The 14359-nt window shown below is 69.8% G+C and carries 15 protein-coding genes and 1 tRNA gene; 11 read left to right on the top strand and 5 right to left on the bottom strand.

Features of this window, described 5'->3' with window-relative positions:
• Positions 1–30: 30 nt before the first annotated feature.
• From ACYVLP_RS22010 to ACYVLP_RS21995, 4 genes are all read left to right on the top strand, one after another.
• The gene (locus tag ACYVLP_RS22010; protein ID WP_460629440.1) at positions 31–798 is read left to right on the top strand and encodes an MBL fold metallo-hydrolase; all 768 of its coding nucleotides are present in this window, start codon (positions 31–33) and stop codon (positions 796–798) included.
• 107 nt (positions 799–905) lie between these two features.
• Complete coding sequence (gene rph, locus ACYVLP_RS22005; RefSeq protein WP_460629439.1) at positions 906–1658, top strand: ribonuclease PH; 753 nt, start codon at positions 906–908, stop codon at positions 1656–1658.
• Entirely contained in the window at positions 1655–2275 is a 621-nt protein-coding gene (rdgB, locus tag ACYVLP_RS22000; RefSeq protein WP_460629438.1) for an RdgB/HAM1 family non-canonical purine NTP pyrophosphatase, read from the top strand. The genes rph and rdgB overlap by 4 nt, the downstream gene beginning before the upstream one ends.
• A complete protein-coding gene (locus ACYVLP_RS21995; RefSeq protein ID WP_460629437.1) occupies positions 2272–3852 on the top strand; it encodes a molybdopterin-dependent oxidoreductase in 1581 nt (526 codons plus the stop codon). The genes rdgB and ACYVLP_RS21995 overlap by 4 nt, the downstream gene beginning before the upstream one ends.
• On the opposite strand, the gene ACYVLP_RS21990 is transcribed toward ACYVLP_RS21995, so the two are convergent.
• Positions 3839–4225, bottom strand: coding sequence for a RidA family protein (locus ACYVLP_RS21990; protein ID WP_460629436.1), 387 nt, complete (start codon positions 4223–4225; stop codon positions 3839–3841). The genes ACYVLP_RS21995 and ACYVLP_RS21990 overlap by 14 nt on opposite strands.
• Positions 4226–4308: 83 nt before the next feature.
• Here ACYVLP_RS21990 and ACYVLP_RS21985 point away from each other — a divergent pair.
• From ACYVLP_RS21985 to ACYVLP_RS21970, 4 genes are all read left to right on the top strand, one after another.
• Positions 4309–4389 (top strand) — tRNA-Leu (locus ACYVLP_RS21985).
• Positions 4390–4426: 37 nt separating this feature from the next.
• Positions 4427–4900 (top strand): thioredoxin-dependent thiol peroxidase, encoded by a 474-nt coding sequence (gene bcp, locus ACYVLP_RS21980; RefSeq protein WP_460629435.1) that lies wholly within the window; start codon positions 4427–4429, stop codon positions 4898–4900.
• A 27-nt stretch (positions 4901–4927) separates the two neighbouring features.
• Positions 4928–5182 carry a DUF3618 domain-containing protein gene (locus ACYVLP_RS21975; RefSeq protein ID WP_460629434.1) on the top strand — a complete coding sequence of 85 codons (255 nt, stop codon included), beginning with the start codon at positions 4928–4930 and terminating at the stop codon, positions 5180–5182.
• Between the two features lie 73 nt (positions 5183–5255).
• Positions 5256–5549, top strand: a complete 294-nt coding sequence (locus ACYVLP_RS21970; RefSeq protein ID WP_460629585.1) for a GroES family chaperonin — start codon at positions 5256–5258, stop codon at positions 5547–5549.
• Positions 5550–5577: 28 nt separating this feature from the next.
• On the opposite strand, the gene ACYVLP_RS21965 is transcribed toward ACYVLP_RS21970, so the two are convergent.
• Positions 5578–6165 carry a maleylpyruvate isomerase N-terminal domain-containing protein gene (locus ACYVLP_RS21965; RefSeq protein ID WP_460629433.1) on the bottom strand — a complete coding sequence of 196 codons (588 nt, stop codon included), beginning with the start codon at positions 6163–6165 and terminating at the stop codon, positions 5578–5580.
• Positions 6166–6384: 219 nt separating this feature from the next.
• On the opposite strand from ACYVLP_RS21965, the gene ACYVLP_RS21960 reads away from it, so the two are divergent.
• Positions 6385–8496: an MDR family MFS transporter gene (locus tag ACYVLP_RS21960; RefSeq protein ID WP_460629432.1), complete on the top strand. Its 2112-nt coding sequence runs from the start codon at positions 6385–6387 to the stop codon at positions 8494–8496.
• Between the two features lie 15 nt (positions 8497–8511).
• On the opposite strand, the gene ACYVLP_RS21955 is transcribed toward ACYVLP_RS21960, so the two are convergent.
• The 3 genes from ACYVLP_RS21955 to ACYVLP_RS21945 form a co-directional block, all read right to left on the bottom strand.
• Positions 8512–10347: a sigma factor-like helix-turn-helix DNA-binding protein gene (locus tag ACYVLP_RS21955; RefSeq protein ID WP_460629431.1), complete on the bottom strand. Its 1836-nt coding sequence runs from the start codon at positions 10345–10347 to the stop codon at positions 8512–8514.
• Positions 10348–10490: 143 nt separating this feature from the next.
• Entirely contained in the window at positions 10491–11684 is a 1194-nt protein-coding gene (locus ACYVLP_RS21950; RefSeq protein WP_460629430.1) for an MFS transporter, read from the bottom strand.
• Positions 11681–12238: an ArsR/SmtB family transcription factor gene (locus ACYVLP_RS21945; protein ID WP_460629429.1), complete on the bottom strand. Its 558-nt coding sequence runs from the start codon at positions 12236–12238 to the stop codon at positions 11681–11683. The genes ACYVLP_RS21950 and ACYVLP_RS21945 overlap by 4 nt, the downstream gene beginning before the upstream one ends.
• 70 nt (positions 12239–12308) lie before the next feature.
• On the opposite strand from ACYVLP_RS21945, the gene ACYVLP_RS21940 reads away from it, so the two are divergent.
• Positions 12309–13187, top strand: a complete 879-nt coding sequence (locus ACYVLP_RS21940; protein WP_460629428.1) for a Gfo/Idh/MocA family protein — start codon at positions 12309–12311, stop codon at positions 13185–13187.
• A 153-nt stretch (positions 13188–13340) separates the two neighbouring features.
• Positions 13341–14345, top strand: coding sequence for a CorA family divalent cation transporter (locus tag ACYVLP_RS21935; protein ID WP_460629427.1), 1005 nt, complete (start codon positions 13341–13343; stop codon positions 14343–14345).
• Positions 14346–14359 lie beyond the last annotated feature (14 nt).

The following is a 14359-nucleotide window of genomic DNA, read 5'->3' as shown; positions in this document are numbered from 1 at the left end:
GCGGGGCGTGAGCCACCTAGGCTTCACTCCGTGGATGTCACGATCGTCGGCTGCTCCGGCTCCTTCGCCGGGCCCGACTCACCTGCGTCGAGCTACCTCGTGCGCGCCGAGCACGAAGGCCGCACGTGGAGCATCCTGCTCGACCTCGGCAGCGGAGCGCTCGGCTCGCTCCAACGGCATATCAAGCCCTATGCGGTGGACGCGGTGCTGCTCAGCCATCTGCACGTCGACCACTGCATCGACATGTGCGGCCTGTACGTGATGATGAAGTACGTCCCGGGAGGGCCGGGCCGCGACTCGATCCCCACCTGGGGGCCCTCCGGCACCGGGGCCCACCTCGCTCGCGCCTACGGCAGCTCCGACGGCGAGGATGTGCTCGGGGTGTTCGACTTCCACGAGCTGCGCGACCGCGAGCCGATCGGCGTCGGGCCGTTCACGGTGACCCCGGTGCGCGTCAACCACCCCGTGGAGGCGTACGGCTTCCGGGTCGAGTGCGACGGCCGGGTGCTGGTCTACACCGGCGACACCGACGACTGCGACGCCCTGTCCGACCTCATGGCAGGAGCGGACCTCGTCCTGGCTGACGCCGCCTTCATCGACGGCCGGGACCATGCGCAGGGCGTGCACCTGTCCGGTCGACGTGCGGCCGAGGCCGCCGTCCGCGCCGGCGGCGTCAAGCGCCTCATGCTGACCCACCTGCCGGCGTGGAACGACCCAGACGTGTGTCTGGCCCAGGCGGCCCAGGTGTGGCCAGGCGAGGTGGAGCTGGCCGAGGCCGGAGACACCCACCGGCTCTGACCGCTTGGCGCTGGCGCCCCCGTTACGGCCTGCTTACAGCTTGCCTGGCCCCGGGTGTCCTGGGCGCGGTTCCGACTTAGCGTGAAGCCATGGCTAGCCTCTTGGGCATGACCACTCGACATGACGGACGTGCCCCCGACGAGACGCGCGAGGTGCGCATCACGCGCAACTGGCTCGACCATGCAGAGGGAAGCGTGCTCGTCGAGTTCGGTCGCACGCGCGTGCTGTGTGCGGCCTCCTTCACCGAAGGCGTCCCGAGGTGGCTCAAGGGCAAGGGCACCGGGTGGGTCACGGCGGAGTACGCCATGCTGCCCCGGGCGACCAACACCCGGTCCGACCGGGAGAGCGTCAAGGGCCGGATCGGCGGGCGCACCCACGAGATCTCCCGGCTCATCGGCCGGAGCCTACGGGCCGTCATCGACACCAAGGCCCTCGGTGAGAACACCATCGTGCTCGACTGCGACGTGCTGCAGGCCGACGGCGGCACGCGCACGGCCGCGGTCACGGGCGCTTGGGTGGCCCTCGCCGACGCGATCGAGGACGCCCGCGCCAAGGGGCTCATCGGCAAGGACGCCCAACCCCTGACCGGCTCGGTGGCCGCGGTGTCGGTCGGTCTGGTCGGTGGTCGCCCGGTCCTCGACCTGGACTACCCGGAGGACTCCACCGCCGAGACCGACATGAACGTCGTCATGACCGGTGACGGCCGGTTCGTCGAGGTGCAGGGCACCGCCGAGCGGGACCCGTTCGACCGAGAGCTGCTGGGTCAGCTGCTCGACCTCGCGACGAAGGGGTGTGCCGACCTCACAGCCCGCCAGCAGGCGGCCCTGGCCGAGCGTGCCGACGGGGGGTCGGTCGCGTGACCAAGGTCGTGCTCGCCACCCGAAACGCCCACAAGGTCGAGGAGCTTCGGGCGATCCTGTCCGATGTGTGCACCGACCTCGGTCTCGACATCGTCGGGCTCGACGGGTTCCCTGACTCCCCAGATGTGGTCGAGGACGGGGTGACGTTCGAGCAGAACGCGATCCTCAAGGCCTCGGCGGCCGCCCGGTCCACGGGCCTGCCCGCGCTCGCCGACGACTCCGGTCTGGCAGTCGACGTGCTCGGTGGGTCTCCCGGCATCTTCAGCGCACGCTGGTCCGGTGGCGGAGGCGACCGGGCCAACCTCGAGCTGCTGCTCAGGCAGCTCGAGGACGTCCGCGACGAGCATCGCGCTGCGGCCTTCGTCTGCGCCGCCGCGCTCGTGCTCCCCGACGGCCGGTCCGCAGCAGAGCTCGGCCGGTTCTCCGGCGCCGTGGGCCGGGAAGCCCGTGGCACAGGCGGATTCGGCTATGACCCGATCTTCATCCCGGCCGACCAGCCTGACGGCAACGGTCGTACGCTCGCGGAGTACGACTCTGCCGAGAAGAACAGTGTCTCGCACCGCGCCCTCGCCTTCCGTGCGCTCGTGCCACATCTGAAGGAGCACCTGAGGCCATGACCACAACCAGTCCCGCCACCCGTCCCGAGACCGCTCCGGCGGCACGAGCGCCCGTCTGGTGGGGCGCCATCGACGGGCTCGTGGCGGGGCTGCTCACCATCGGCCTCGCGACGCTCGTCGCCGCGGTCTTCACTGGCCTCGGCTGGTCATCAGGGCAGCCGGCGCCGATCGCGGCAGTCAGCGAGGCGTTCATCGACCGGACTCCGCCGTGGCTCAAGAACTTTGCCGTGTCGACCTTCGGCACCAACGACAAGCGAGCCCTGCTCGTCGGCGTCGTCGTGGTGCTCACCCTGGTCTGCGCCGGCATCGGGATCCTCGCACGTCGTCGCCTGAGCCTGGCCCTCGCGGCGTTCGCCGTGCTCGGCGTGGTCGGTGTGGGGGCGGTCCTGTCCAGACCCGGATCGGGACCGGTCGACATGCTGCCCACCGTCGTCGGCACCGTCGCAGGCCTGTGGTTCCTGAGCCGAAGCGCGTCCAGCGCTGGGACGGACGACCCGGCTGGCGCAAGCGCGCCACCCTCCGCCCCGACCCGGCGCTGGCTGCTCGGAGGAGCGGTCGGGGTGGTGACGGCATACCTCGGCACTTTCATCACCGGCGACTCGGCCGCGGCCACGTCCTCGCGCGATGCGCTGAAGAATGTGCCGGTCAAGGCCACCGGACTCACGATCCCCGAAGGTGCCGACCTCAAGATCCCGGGGCTGACGCCCTACGTCGTGCCCAACGCCGACTTCTACCGGATCGACACCGCGATCGTCGTACCCCGCGTCGACGCGAGCACCTGGAGCCTCAAGGTGACCGGCATGGTCGACCGTGAGGTCGTCATCGACTGGAAGACGTTGCAGGGCAAGCCGATGAAGGATGCTCTGATCACGTTGACGTGCGTCTCCAACGAGGTGGGCGGTGACCTCGCGGGCAACGCGGTCTGGACGGGGTGGCCGGTGCGCGAGCTGCTCGCCATGGCGGGCCCCAAGCCCGGGGCCGACATGGTGCTCCAGACGAGCGTCGACGGCTTCACCGTCTCGACGCCGCTCGGCGCGCTGACCGACGACCGCAACGCGCTGCTCGCCATCCGTATGAACGGTGAGCCCCTGCCCTTCGAGCACGGCTTCCCGGTGCGGGTCGTCGTGCCGGGGCTCTACGGCTACGTGTCCGCGTGCAAGTGGGTGACCGAGCTCAAGGTGACGACGTATGCCGCCGACGTCGCCTACTGGACGCCGCGCGGCTGGTCACCGATGGGTCCCATCAAGACGGCCTCGCGGATCGACGTGCCCCAGGCGGGGGCGACCGTCAAGGCCGGCACCGTCGCGGTCGCCGGAGTCGCGTGGGCACAGCACCGCGGCATCTCGAAGGTCGAGGTGCAGGTCGACGAGCAGCCTTGGACCGCAGCACGACTCGCGGCCGACGCGAGCATCGACACGTGGCGGCAATGGGTCTACGAATGGGACGCGACCCCTGGAGACCACGACATCCGGGTTCGTGCCTACGACGGGAAGGGCGAGGTGCAGTCGCCTCTCGAGGCGCCGCCCGCGCCGGATGGCGCGACCGGCATCCACGTCGTCAACGTCAGGGTCGACTGACGACCGCGTCCGCCTCGATCTCGACGAGCAGGTCCGGGTCGATCAGTGCGCCCACCTGGACCATCGTGGCCGCCGGCCGGATGTCGGCGAACACCTCGCCGTGCGCGCGGCCGACAGCCTCCCAGTCGGACATGTGGGTGACGAAGATCCGCGTGCGCACGACGTCGGCGAGGTCGGCACCGCACTCGGCGAGCGAGGCGGCGATGATCTCGAGCGCGACACGGGCCTGGGTGTAGGGGTCGCCGCGTCCGACGACGTCGCCGTCGCGCACCGCGGTCGTGCCCGCGACATGAACGGTGTCGCCGACCCGGACCGCCCGCGAGTAGCCGACGGCCGCTTCCCAGGCGCTGCCCGAGTCGACGTTCTGGCGCATCCCACGAGGGTAGCCGTCGGCGGTCGGCCTCACCCCTGCTCGTGGTGGGCGACTCGCCAACTACAGTGGGGGCGCACCGGTTGGCGGACGTGGTGGAACTGGTAGACACGCAGGATTTAGGTTCCTGTGCCTCAGGTGTGCGGGTTCGAGTCCCGCCGTCCGCACGAACGAGACCATCCGTCGACGACGAAGGAGCATGCCGTGAGCGCCCGCCTCGAGCCCGGGGACAAGGCCCCCGACTTCAGCCTGCCGGACGACACCGGCGCCACCGTGAGCCTGTCGGACTTCGCCGGGCGCAAGGTCATCGTCTACTTCTACCCGGCTGCGATGACGCCCGGCTGCACGACGCAGGCCTGCGACTTCAGCGAGTCTCTGGACTCGCTCAAGCGCGACGGCTACGACGTGGTCGGCATCTCCAAGGATGCGCCGGCCAAGCTCGCGAAGTTCCGTGAGCGCGACCATCTCACGCTCCCCCTGCTGTCGGACCAGGACCTCGCGGTGCACCAGGCCTATGGCGCGTACGGCGAGAAGAAGCTCTACGGCAAGACGGTCGAGGGCGTGCTGCGCTCGACGTTCGTCGTCGACGAGGACGGCACGCTGAGCCACGCCTTCTACAACGTCAAGGCGACCGGCCACGTGTCGAAGCTCCGCCGCGACCTCGGCATCGCCGACTAGAGTCGGACCAAGCCGATAGGAGGGCAGATGACCGACACCGCGCGCATCGAGCAGGACATCCAGACCGCCCGGGCACGTCTCGAGGGCACTGTCAACGAGCTGGCGTACCGCAGCCAGCCTCAGGTCATCGCGCAGCGCCAGGCCCAGTCGCTGAAGCTCAAGCTGGACGCGGCCACCCACACCGAGGACGGCGAGCTGCGCGTCGAGCGGGTCGTGGCTGTGGTCGCCGCGGCGGTTGCCGTGGTGGTCGTCGTCGGGCTGTTGCGCCGGCTCCGCCGCTGATCGGGGCGAGGTCGAACACCCTGTGACCAAAGGCAGTTCCGGCGGGTCGACGGCCGCGAAGCTCCCCATCCGCATGCTTCACGACCGGGTGCTCGTCTCCGTCGAGTCCGAGGGGGAGCGGCGTTCGGGCGGAGGCATCCTCATCCCGGCGACGGCGTCGGTCGGCAAGCGCCTCGCCTGGGCCGAGGTGGTCGCCACGGGCGCCAACGTGCGCCAGGTGCAGCTCGGCGACCGGGTCCTCTTCGACCCCGAGGACCGTGCCGAGGTCGAGCTCCACGGCCAGGACTACATCCTGCTCCGCGAGCGCGACCTCCACGCCGTCGCAGCCCAGCGCATAGAGGACGGCCAGACCGGCCTCTACCTCTGAGCTGCCCCTTCGGCCGGGCCGCTTCGGTCTATGCCGCCGCTTCCCGGACAGTGGAGTCCCATCGCCAGCTCGTGCGGCGAGGGCGGTCAGCCAGCGGGGTGCGACCGGTGCACCAGAGCAGGACAGCCGAAGGATCGCCGACCGGCGCCTCGGGAAAGAGCCGAGCCACCACGGCGGCACTGACCTCGGCCGGCGGCGCCCAGTCGAGGCCGAGACCCCGCGCGATGTCGTAGGTGTGGACCAGCGTCTCGGTGATCCCCATGGCCGCGAAGCCCTCCGGGTCCGACGTGCCGTAGGGATGCCAGGCCCGTGACGCCGCCGGCGCCGCGGTGACGGCGAGGCGAAGGAGCTCGCCACACATCGCGATGCACCGGACGAGCTGCTGCGGTGTCGCCGCAGGGTCCACGGCCGCTTCGATGGGCAGGTAGATGTCCCGGGGCTCAGCGACGACCTGCGAGGCGTACGAGAAGAGGTCGTCGGCGATGTGCGCGGCCGTATGCCGGCAGGTCCACTCGAGGTCGCCTGCCGTGACGCTCCAGTCCCCGTCGAGAACGGGATCCAGCGCGCGCTGCGTCGCGGTCGTCGCGGTCGTGATCAGGTCGGCCAACAGGCTCATGCGGTCCCCTTCAGGGCGTGGGCGAAGTGCGCCCAGTCTCGCGGATGATCCGGACGATGCCCGACCGGAAGGCTCTGGCAGTCGGCCGCCCTACTATGTTGTCGAGTGTCTCCAGCAGTGTCGCGGGTATGGGCCTCCCGAGCCCGCGGTGGGGATGCGGGCACAGGGCAGTAGAGGAGCAGCGCGCAGACCCTCGCCTCTCGACCAGGGTTTGCCGTGGTGCAGACCAACTCTCTGGGAGGGGCGGTAGTGGACGCGCAGGAGACAGCCGCTACGGCGGGACCGAGGACGCAGCAACCCGAGCCTGAGGCGGAGCCGCTCGACCGGCGCCGGATGAACCTCGTGTTCATCACGATCATGACCGGGATGCTGCTCGCGGCCCTCGACCAGACCATCGTCTCGACGGCCCTGCCGACGATCGTGGGCGATCTCGGGGGAGCGGACCACCTGTCGTGGGTCGTCACGTCGTACATGCTCGCCGACACGATCGCCACGGTGCTCGCCGGCAAGTTCGGCGACCAGTTCGGTCGCAAGCTCATGTTCCAGGGCTCGGCCGCGCTGTTCGTCGTGTCCTCGGCCCTGTGCGGGTTCTCCGCATCGATGACGTGGCTGATCTCCTGGCGTGCGGTGCAGGGCTTCGCCGCCGGGATCCTCATGGTCACCGCGACCGCCGTGATCGCCGACATCATCCCCCTGCGCGAACGAGGCAAGTACCAGGGCGCGTTGGGCGCGGTCTTCGGGGTGACGACGGTCATCGGCCCCTTGCTGGGCGGCCTGTTCACCGACCACCTGTCGTGGCGGTGGGCCTTCTACATCAACCTCCCGGTCGGGATTGCCGTGATCCTGCTCGCCGCGGCCACCATGCCCTCGATCCGCGCGAAGGGCCGGGTCGTGATCGACTACCTCGGGATCGTCTTCGTCTCGCTCGGCGCGGCAGGCCTGACGCTTGCCCTGTCGTGGGGTGGGACGCAGTATCCGTGGGCCTCGGCGACGATCATCCTCATGATCATCGGCTCGGTGATCTCGCTGGGCATCTTCGTGCTCGTCGAGCGCCGGGCCGCCGAACCGATCCTGCCGCCGCGGCTGTTCCTCTCGCCCGTGTTCACCATCTGCGTGGTGCTGTCCTTCATCGTCGGCTTCGCGATGCTCGGCTCGATGACCTTCCTGCCCACCTATCTGCAGTACGTCAAGGGCTCCTCGGCGACCGAGTCCGGCCTGCAGACCCTGCCCATGGTGGTCGGGCTCCTCGTCATGTCCATCACGTCCGGCACGATCGTGGGCAGGACCGGGCGCTACAAGATCTTCCCGGTGGTCGGCTCGGTCGTCATGGCGCTGGGCCTGTTCCTGCTGTCGCGGGCCGACGCGTCGACGCCGTATGCCCAGCTCGCGCTCGGAATGTTCGTGCTGGGCTTGGGGATCGGTTCCTGTATGCAGGTGCTGACCATCGTCGTCCAGAGCACCGTGGCCTTCGAGGACCTGGGTGTGGCGACCTCAGGCGTGACATTCTTCAGGACGCTGGGCAGCTCGTTCGGTGCTGCCGTCTTCGGCACGGTGTACGCGAACGTGCTCAGCAACCAGCTCCCCGCCGCAGTCGCTGCCTCGCCCGGAGTGAACCCGCAGGCGATCTCCACACCGGAGGCCCTGCACGCCTACCCACCCGAGCAGATCGCGCCCATCGTCGACGCCTACGCCCATGCGATCCACATCGTGTTTCTCGCCGCCGTCCCGGTCCCGCTCGTGGCGTTCGTCCTCGCGCTCTTCCTCAAGGAGGTGCCGCTGCGAGGAACGGCCCGCAGCACGGCAACGGACGTCGGCGAAGGCTTCGCCATGCCCGAGGCGGCCGACGCGCGGCTGCAGCTGCAGCTCGTCATCGCCCGGCTGGTGCGCCGAAAGGGCCCGGCGGCGCTGGCGGCGGTCCGGGAGAGCTCCGGGTCGGCCCTCGACAGCTCGGACGGCTGGGTCGTCGGGCAGGTCTACCTGCGCACACGCCTGGGCCACACCGCAAGCCTCGAGGACATCAGCCGCCGGCATCTGGTGCCCGACACGGTGCTGCAGCCTGCCGTCGACACCGCCACCGGTCACGGCTACATCGAGGGGCCCAGCGACCGCCTTTCGCTCACCGCGGCCGGCGAGGCCGAGATGGGCAAGCTCGTCGACGCCGTCTACGCCTGGCTCTCCGACGAGCTCGGCGACTGGGGCGTCGCCGACGCGGACCTGCGCGACGCCCTGGGCGACCTGGCCGAACGCTTCGTGCAGCAGGAGACCGAACCAGGGTCGCATCTGCTGATGCCCCTGGTCGGAGCCGTACCCCAGGGCGGCGGCCGCACCTGAGGGCGGCCGCTCCGGTCACTGGTGTGGGTAGGCGGGCCCGAGCGACGGCACGCTGAGATCGAGTGCGCTGGTCACCTTGTAGAAGCCTCCACCCTGCGGATCCCAGGCGAGCAGGTCCTCCCCGCGCTCACCGCTCGACATGAACAGCACATAGCGCCCGCTCGGGTCCCAGCCAACCACCTCGGCCCAGAACCTCTGCGTGAGCAGCACTGCGTGGACGACAGGCCGAGACGCGCCGTGAGAGGTGTCGACGACCACGAGCTTCGGCAGGTCGACGGTCTTCGGGTTGTCGCCGGCCGGGGGGCGGCCTGTGGTGAACGCGAGCAGGCTGCCGGACACCACCGGTTGGTGAGCAAGCCCGGTGTCGAGCGGGATGCGGGTCGGCGGCCCGAGCCAGCTCGCGTCCAGCGTGATCGAGGTGGCAGGTCCTCCGGTATGGGACCGAAGGAGCAGGCTGGCGTGGCCTCCGGTGCCCGCGGCCACAGTCCACCGGCCGGCCGATACGCCCGGTGCCCGGGTCACGACGCCCGTGTCCGGATGGACGAGCCAGGACGTGGATGCCGAACGCACGACGATGGTGTCGGGGTCGGTGGCCGACCACCCGGCGTCCGCTATCGCGTTGTCGGGCACTGCAACTCGGCTCACCCGCCTGGTGCTCAGGTCGAAGACGACGACCTCGCGATGCTGCGGGAACACGATCCGGCTCCCGCTGGCCGAGACCGCCTGTGGTCCGGCCAGGAAGGTGAAGGTGTCAGGCTCGCGTGGGAATCGGAGGTCGATCGTGTCCAGCACGACGGTGTCCGCGCCACCGATCAGCACCGGCTGGTACGTGCCTTCGTCCGGAGGTCGGAAGTCGGGGATCTCGAACCCGACGGCGGCAGGGATGGTCAGCGGCCTGCCCGGCGCCAGGTCCGACAGGTCGGTGCGCGGCGAGGGCGACTGCGCGGGAAGGCCGATCGAGAGCTGGGGCAGGCCGGCGAGGTCGGCTCCAGGTCCGACGACGTACTCGACGCCGCCGGCCGCCGGTAGCCAGCCACCGGGCGGCATCCACGCCGACGGTGCCGAGGCAGGAGGCGCCGGGAGTGTCACCAGTGGCACTGTCCCGCTGGCGGGCTCCTCGGCAACAGGAGTCTGCGACGGCCCTCGGGCCGGCCGATCCTGCCCGGAGACCACCCAGGACGTCCCGCCGGCGGCGAGCAGGGCCACGAGGACGGCTGCCGCGATGAGCCCTCGCCGTCGTCGCGACCGCCATCGTCGGCGAGCCGCCCCCCGCCAGGCGCGCTCGGCGCAGTCGACCTCGTCGACGTCGGCGGCGATCTCCTCGAGCAGCTGCCCAAGTCGGTAGAGGCTCCATGGCCCACCGCCTTCGGTGACCGCGAGGGACGGGACGAGCTCTCGGATCCGGGCCAGGGCGTCGTGGGTCTGGCTCTTCACCGTTCCGATGGAGACGCCCAGCGTGTGGACGGTCTCCGCCTCGCTGCGGTCCTCGAAGAACCGGAGCACGACGACGGCTCGCTGGCGTGGGTTCAGCTGCCCCAGAGCGCGTTCGAGGTCTACCCGGGTCGCGACAGGGGTGTCTCCGGCAGGTCGCGGGAGCACGGGGACGGCGATCGGCTGCGGGAGACGGGTCCATCGCCGGGACGGCATGGCGTCCCAGTAGAGCACCGTGCGCACGAACTCGTCCGGGTGCTCGTCGCGAGTCGTGTCCCAGCGCAGCGCCAGCTTCTCGAGGGCAACCTGGACCAGGTCCTCCGCGCCCTGCAGGTCACCGCACAGCAGGTATGCCGCCCGGAGCAGCTGGTGCTGCCGGGCCCGCACGTAGATGGCGAAGTCTCGGTCGACCTCACGCATCGGCTCTCTTCCCATCACCTAGTAGAACGCTTGGCGCGCCCGATCGGTTGGGTCCACAGCCAGCCACGAGGTCTCCTGACTGGGTTCGCCACGCGGCCGACCCGTCCGCCGGACCCTGAGCATCCGAGGTGGGCCCGCCTGCCTCAGGCCGTGACCCGGTCGTCCCTGCGGCGGGTCCAGGCGGCCAGCGCGATCGACAACGCCCCGACGAGGGCGGTCATCGCCCCGAGGAGCACGTGGTAGTCGACGAGCGCGACGAGGCCGGCACCGATGGCGATGGAGATGACCTGGGGCGTGCCGATGAGGGCGTCGAGCGTCGTGGAGACGCGGCCCATGAGGCGGTTCGGAGTGCGGATCTGGGTCAGTGTGTTGATCGCGACGAGAAGGACGGGTATGCCGAACCCGAGTGGGATCGCGCCGATGACGACGAGGACGAGGTTGGGCGCCAGGGCGATCACGGCCAGGCTCAGGGTGAAGAGCATGAGTGACAGGACGATCGCCCGCACATGTCCGAGTCGCATGACGATCCGGCCCGACAGCAGCCCGCCGGCGAGCGCACCGACTCCCTGGACCGAGACGATGACCCCGACGAAGGTGGCCGGTCGGCCGAAGGCGTCGGTGATCGCGTAGACGATCGACTCGAGGAAGCCGAACGCGAAGATGCATCCGGCGATGGCCATGAGCGGCCACCAGAGCAGCTTGTCGCGGTAGACGTGCGTGATCCCCGCGACGAACTCCTGCCGCCACCGGAGCTCGGGCGGATGCACCACGTCGCCCTCGATCCGGAGTGTTGTGACGGCCAGGATCGCGATGACGTAGGCACACGCGATGAGCACCAGCACGCTGCCGACGCCCCAGGCGGCATACATCGCGGCACCGAGCAGCGGGCCGAAGAGGCGCAGCCCTTCGCGGAACGTACTGCTCGCTGCGTTCGCGTGAACGAGCTGCTCCTCGGGCACGATGAGCTTGAGCAGGCCGGTGACGGCCCCGGGCAGCATGACGAGCGCGATCCCGTAGGTGAACGCGACCGAGTACACGATCCATACGTGACTGGCGTCCTTGACCCAGGCGAGCGGGACGAGGCTCGCCACCGCGAGCGGGTATGCCGTCAGCAGGAAGCGTCGGCGGGGGAACTGGTCGACGACCCAGCCAAGGAGTGGGGCGACGAGGGATGGGGCGACGACCCAGAAGATCGCCATACCGGCGGCGCCGCTGTTGCCGGTCAGCTCCTTGGTCATGATGCCGAAGGACAGCAGCAGGACCGAGTCGGCGACCATCGTGGCTGCGAGCGCGACGAAGAGGTGCCGGAAGGCCGGGATCGCGAAGGCCTGCTTCATCGCGGGTCCACGCTCGTCAGGGCCAGCACGTGCACGTGCCGGGCGTCGTCGGGGACGGCGTCGTCGCCGGTGAGGCGCCCGTGGTGGCGCAGGATCAGCTGTTCGAGGTCAGCCGAGAATGCCTTCGCCTCGTCCTCGGTGAGCAGAGCGACTGTCTCGGAGACCCCCAGACCACCCCAGTTCCGTTGCCCTGCAGCGAGATTGCGCCGCCACCGCGCAACCTCCCGGTCGACGAGCTGAGCGGCAAGGGCCTGGCCGGCGGCACGGTAGCCGGGGGAGTCGTCCGCGGTCTCGTCCCAGGTCAGTCCTACCCGCGACACCCGCCACGGTCGGCGTCGGCCCAGGCCGTCCCCGGTCTCCTCGACGAAGCCGTGCTCGGCGAGCTTGCGCAGGTGCCACGAGCAGTTCGCCGGCGTCTCCCCGAGCGCTGCGCCCAGGTCGGAGGCGGTCATCGGTCCGCGGAGCGTGAGCTGCTCGAGGATGTCGAGCCGGAGCGGATGAGACAGCGCCCGCAGCTCGTTCGACGTGGCCAGCCGCCGAGGGTTGAAAGACATGTTTCGACACTAGGGTATGGAAAGGTTTCTTTCAATACCCGGATCGACGATTGCGGCGTAGTGTGCGCGCATGCGGTTTGGTCTCGTGGGTACCGGTCCCTGGGCGACGATGACACATGGTCCCGGGCTGGCCGCGGCCGGCAGCGCGGACCTGGTCGGCGTGTGGGGACGCAGCCCGGACAAGAGCCGGGCGCTGGCCGAGAGCCTGCGCACGACCGCCTACGAGGAGTACGACGCGCTGCTCGCGGCTGTCGATGCGGTGGCCTTCGCCGTCCCGCCCGATGTCCAGGCGGAGCTGGCCCTGGCTGCCGCGCACGCCGGGAAGCACCTGTTGCTCGACAAACCCGTGGCCATGGATGTCGAGAGCGCGCGCGGTCTTCGTGATGCCGCCCTCGATGCAGGGGTAGCCACGCTTGTCTTCTTCACGGACCGGTTCGTCGAGGTGTCGCGGGCCTGGTTCGGCCAGGTTGCCGCCCAGGACGGGTGGCGCGGAGGCTGGCTTCGATGGTTCAGCTCGTTGCAGGACGCCGACAACCCGTTCGGCTCGTCGCCGTGGCGCCAAGAACGCGGAGCGCTGTGGGACACCGTCCCGCACGCCATATCGACCTTGAGCGCGTGCCTGGGTCCCGTTCAGTCAGTGACCGCGGCCAGTGGTGCGGGAGACCTGGTCAACCTCGCGTTCCGGCACGAGTCCGGCGCGCTGAGCACGGCGACGCTGACGCAGTTCGCGCCACCCGGTGCAGACGGTTTCGAGGCGGCGGTCTGGGGCGAGGCCGGCCTGTCCTACATGCCCCATCGACCCGACGATGCCTACGTCGACGCGTACCGCTCTGCCACCGACCAGCTCGTCGCCGCCGCCGTGAACGGCCAGCCGCACGCGCTGGACATCGTCTTCGGCACCCGAGTGGTCGAGCTCATCTCCGAAGCCCAGGCCCAGCTGGACGCCTGAGGGAGAACGCGTTCCGCGTCCTCCCTGGTTTGCACGCGTCATCCTGCGGCCGGCGTCGAGATCCGAGGTGGTTCGCGTCCACCCAGTTACGAGGTGCACTCGATACTCTGCGACGACTGGTCACACTGAGCGTCAAGAGCCACAGGAGGCGCCATGATCATCGACTGTGCCCTGTACCGAGACGGACGTCGCCAGCACGTCGACACCCTGACCTTGGAGCAGGCGGCCGCGTTGCACCAGGACGGCAGCGAGGGGTTCGCCTGGCTGGGGACCTTTGAGCCCGATCCAGATGAGCTGCTCCACATCCGCGACAGCTTCGGCCTGCACGAGCTCGCGGTGGAGGACGTCCAGAGCTTCCACCTGCGACCCAAGGTCGAGCAGTACGACGAGGGGGTCGAGCTCGTCATCTTCCGCACCGCCCGCTACGACGACACGCGCGAGGAGGTGGACTTCGGCGAGATCAGCGTCTTCATCGCGCCGACGTTCGTCATCACCGTTCGGCAGGGGCCCGCGAGCGAGCTGCACTCGGCCCGCACCAAGCTCGAGCACCATCCTGACCTGCTGACCATCGGCACCCCGGCGGTGCTCTGGGCCGTCCTCGACCAGGTCATCAAGAGCTACGGACCGGTGGTCGCCGAGCTCGAGCGTGACATCGAGCAGGTAGAGAGCACCGTCTTCGCCGGTGAGGCCGCACCGACCGAGCGGATCTACTTCCTGCGGCGCGAGGTGACCGACTTCTACCGCGCCGTCCACCCGCTACTGACCGTCCTCACGACGATCGAGAAGTCGCACCGGGAAGGCCCCCTGGCACCGTACTTCCACGACGTGCACGACTACCTGCTGCTCATCAACGAGGAGGTTGCGGCCCAGCGCGACCTGCTGGCCACCATCCTCGAGGCGAACATGGCGGTGATCTCCGTCGAGCAGACGCAGCTCAGCGTTCATCAGGGGCGGACGATGGAACGCCTGACGATCCTGGCCACCGTGTTCCTGCCGCTGACCTTCGTCACCGGGTTCTTCGGACAGAACTTCCAGTGGCTCGTCGACAACATGGGCGGGTTCGGACACTTCCTCGTGCTCGGGATCGGTCTCCAGATCGTGCCCCTGATCCTGCTCTGGTGGTTCATGCTCCGGCGCGACCGCGACCGTCCCACCTGACCGGCGGCGAGATC

This window comes from Intrasporangium mesophilum, assembly GCF_054783095.1.
This window is presented reverse-complemented; position numbering and strand designations above follow the sequence as displayed.

Excerpts from the sequence above, each read along its gene's own strand:
- rph (WP_460629439.1), top strand. The coding sequence starts at position 906 with ATGACCACTCGACATGACGGACGTGCCCCCGACGAGACGCGCGAGGTG.
- ACYVLP_RS21995 (WP_460629437.1), top strand. The coding sequence starts at position 2,272 with ATGACCACAACCAGTCCCGCCACCCGTCCCGAGACCGCTCCGGCGGCA.
- ACYVLP_RS21990 (WP_460629436.1), bottom strand. The coding sequence starts at position 4,225 with ATGCGCCAGAACGTCGACTCGGGCAGCGCCTGGGAAGCGGCCGTCGGC.
- ACYVLP_RS21975 (WP_460629434.1), top strand. The coding sequence starts at position 4,928 with ATGACCGACACCGCGCGCATCGAGCAGGACATCCAGACCGCCCGGGCA.
- ACYVLP_RS21970 (WP_460629585.1), top strand. The coding sequence starts at position 5,256 with ATGCTTCACGACCGGGTGCTCGTCTCCGTCGAGTCCGAGGGGGAGCGG.
- ACYVLP_RS21965 (WP_460629433.1), bottom strand. The coding sequence starts at position 6,165 with ATGAGCCTGTTGGCCGACCTGATCACGACCGCGACGACCGCGACGCAG.
- ACYVLP_RS21955 (WP_460629431.1), bottom strand. The coding sequence starts at position 10,347 with ATGCGTGAGGTCGACCGAGACTTCGCCATCTACGTGCGGGCCCGGCAG.
- ACYVLP_RS21950 (WP_460629430.1), bottom strand. The coding sequence starts at position 11,684 with ATGAAGCAGGCCTTCGCGATCCCGGCCTTCCGGCACCTCTTCGTCGCG.
- ACYVLP_RS21945 (WP_460629429.1), bottom strand. The coding sequence starts at position 12,238 with ATGTCTTTCAACCCTCGGCGGCTGGCCACGTCGAACGAGCTGCGGGCG.
- ACYVLP_RS21940 (WP_460629428.1), top strand. The coding sequence starts at position 12,309 with ATGCGGTTTGGTCTCGTGGGTACCGGTCCCTGGGCGACGATGACACAT.
- ACYVLP_RS21935 (WP_460629427.1), top strand. The coding sequence starts at position 13,341 with ATGATCATCGACTGTGCCCTGTACCGAGACGGACGTCGCCAGCACGTC.